The organism is Nocardioides sp. J9 (assembly GCF_007829375.1).
Lineage (GTDB): Bacteria > Actinomycetota > Actinomycetes > Propionibacteriales > Nocardioidaceae > Nocardioides.
Genome location: NZ_VLJQ01000033.1, coordinates 1 through 2,594, shown reverse-complemented (window position 1 = coordinate 2,594; position 2,594 = coordinate 1). Strand labels below are relative to the sequence as shown.

The window sequence follows — 2,594 nt, the reverse complement described above, 5'->3', positions numbered from 1 at the left end:
GGGCCCTGCCCCCGGATCTTGGACACGGTGGGTGATTACGCAGCGGTCGGCAGCGTAGCGGCCCGACGGGCCTCGTAGGTGGACGGGGACAGGTAGCCGCACCAGGTGTGACGGCGACGTGTGTTGTAGCGGACGAGCCACTTGAAGACCTGCCGGCGACAGGTCGGCTCGTCGGGCCAGCAGGCGGCGTCCTGGAGGACCTCGCGCTTCAGCGTGGCGTTGAACGACTCCGCGAGCGCGTTGTCGGCTGAGGATCCGATGGCGCCCATGGACTGGGTGACGCCGAGCAACTTGGCGAGCTTGGCGTAGTCCTTGCTCGTGTAGACCGACCCGTGGTCGCTGTGGAAGATCGCGCCCTTGAGGCTGCCCCGGGTTGCGGCGGCGGCCTTCAACGCGTCCTCGACGAGCTCGGTGCGCATGTGGTCGGCGATCGCCCACCCGGCCACCCGACGGGAGTAGCAGTCGATCACTGTCGCCAGGTACAGGTTCGTCCCGTCGGCCAGCGGTAGGTAGGTGATGTCCCCGACGTAGCGCTGGTTCGGTGCCTCGGCGGTGAAGTCGCGCTTGAGCAGGTCGGGGTACTTCTGACCCGACGGCTCGGGGATCGTGGTCCGCACCCGGCGCTTCTTCACATAGCCACGAATGCCCTCCAGCCGCATCACCCGCGCGACGCGCTTGTGGTTCACCCGCTCACCGGCCGCCGCGTGGTCGCCGAGTTGAGCGTTGAGCTCGGCGGTGATCCGCGGCGCCCCCTGGGTGTTGTCCTGCGCGTGGACGGCCCGGATCCGCACCGCCAGCGCCGCGTCGTCGGCTGCTCTGGCTTCTCGGGCCGGGGCGGCCTTGAGCCAGGCGTAGTAGGAGGAGCGCTCGATCTCGACGAGCTCGCACAGTCGCTTCACCTCGAAGGTGGTGGAGTTGTCGGCGACGAACTGGAAGCGACTCACCAGCGCGTCTCCCCGGCGAAATACTTGGCCGCCCGCTGCAGGATCTCCCGCTCGGTGGTCAGCTTGGTCGTCTCGACCTCGAGCTCGTTCACCCTCGCCTCGAGCCGGGCGATCTTCTGCTCGGCCGTCTCCCCGGCCGGCGCCGGCGAGCTCTTCGTCGTGGTCGTCTTCGATTGCAACGGGCTGGAGGTCAACGTCCCGTCGGCAGCGGTCTTCTTGCCCGTCCCGTACACCTCGAGCCAGTGCCGCAACGTGCCGCGGACGATGCCGAGATCCTCGGCAATGCCGCGGACCGTGGCGCCCGGGGTGGACTCGTACAAGTCGACGGCCTGACGACGGAACTCCTCGGAGTAGTTCTTCCTGGCCATGATTCTCGGATCATCTCGCTTCCCCAGCACCACGTGCTGGATTCAGCGTGTCCAAGATCCGGGGTCAGGCCCCGTGCCGCCCCAGAAAGGAGGTGAACACCAGGCATCAAGCCCGCGCAGAGCTGCTCCCGACGGCACCACACACCGAAACCTGCACAGCTCCGATACCTCAGCCTCAACGCCGACACACATTCCGACCCGCGGCAGTCAATCGCGGCGGAATGGCGAAGTTGCGCAACCGCGCCGAAGGCGGCACGACCGAGCGCTGTGTATGTGGTTCCTTAATGCTGGTCTTGGCCGATCACGACAATTCTCGGTTCTGCCGCGCGCGATTTGGCTTCAGCTGGCGACGCGCCGAAAAGGAGAGTGCCGGTTACAGGCAGCTAGGGGATCATGAGAGTGGCGTAGAAGGAGGGCAGCGGTGGCCAACGCGGCGGAGTACATGCTGGACGATCTGCGGAGCGATTACGCTGCAGAGCCAGTTCCAAAGCGAATCGCCCGTCTCTATGAGGACGACCCCGAGTGGGGGCATCTCTTCGGCGTGCTCCACAGCCAGCTCAACTCGCACTTCGAATCTATCAACGGTCGGATCAGCACCAACCGTCACTACTGGGCGGATCCGAGCCGAGAGTTGATCAAGCTTTTCAGGCGGGTCGAGAAGGACCTCCACACACTGGCTCAGGCCGGGGTCGGCGTCGAGTTCAAGGAGAGCTATGAGGACGTCATCGAGCGGGTTCGACCGTGGTTGTCTCCGAGCGGCGGAAGCCCGCTGCCTGAAGACTTTCGTGAACCGATAGAGGTGGAACGGTACGTCCCCGTCTTTACTCGCTCTTCGACGAAGGTGAAGCTTACGAAGCAAGCAGAGCCAGACCTCAAGATGGTGGGATCAGGGAGCTACGCGAACGTCTTCAGCTACATCGATCCGGACTACGGCATCAAGTTCGCACTCAAGCGGGCGAAGAAGGGCATCTCGGAGCGAGACCTGGAACGGTTTCGAGCTGAGTTCGACACTATGAAGGGGCTCAGCCACCCGAACCTGGTGGAGGTTTACCGGCTCATCCCAATCCAGGGTGTAGTTGCGGTCTGAAGCCGCCGGTCTCTAGCAGCGACCTGGCGATGTAGTTCGTGAGGTTGCGGAACCCGAGCGCGGAGCCACGCAGGTGTTCGAGGCGGCCGTTGATCGCTTCGGTGGGTCCGTTGCTGGTGCCGGGCCGGTCGAAGTAGGCGAGCACGTCCGCGGCGCGCTTCTTCAAGGTCCGGCCGAGTGTCGTGATCTCGACCA

General features: G+C 64.9%; 3 protein-coding genes. 1 reads left to right on the top strand and 2 read right to left on the bottom strand.

The window, feature by feature from the left end:
* Positions 1–35: 35 nt before the first annotated feature.
* Positions 36–1,312, bottom strand: a protein-coding gene (locus L615_RS02975; RefSeq protein WP_145723976.1) for an IS3 family transposase whose coding sequence is annotated in 2 segments (ribosomal slippage) — positions 36–961 and positions 961–1,312 — 1,278 coding nt in all. Because the reading frame shifts where the segments join, the coding sequence is not laid out codon by codon here.
* 421 nt (positions 1,313–1,733) lie between these two features.
* Here L615_RS02975 and L615_RS02970 point away from each other — a divergent pair.
* Positions 1,734–2,399, top strand: coding sequence for a protein kinase (locus L615_RS02970; RefSeq protein WP_186449701.1), 666 nt, complete (start codon positions 1,734–1,736; stop codon positions 2,397–2,399).
* Here the strand turns inward: L615_RS02970 and L615_RS02965 are convergent.
* Positions 2,368–2,594 (bottom strand): transposase (locus tag L615_RS02965; RefSeq protein ID WP_145724064.1); only part of this gene is annotated, 227 nt, incomplete at its 5' end. The two genes, L615_RS02970 and L615_RS02965, sit on opposite strands and share 32 nt — an antisense overlap.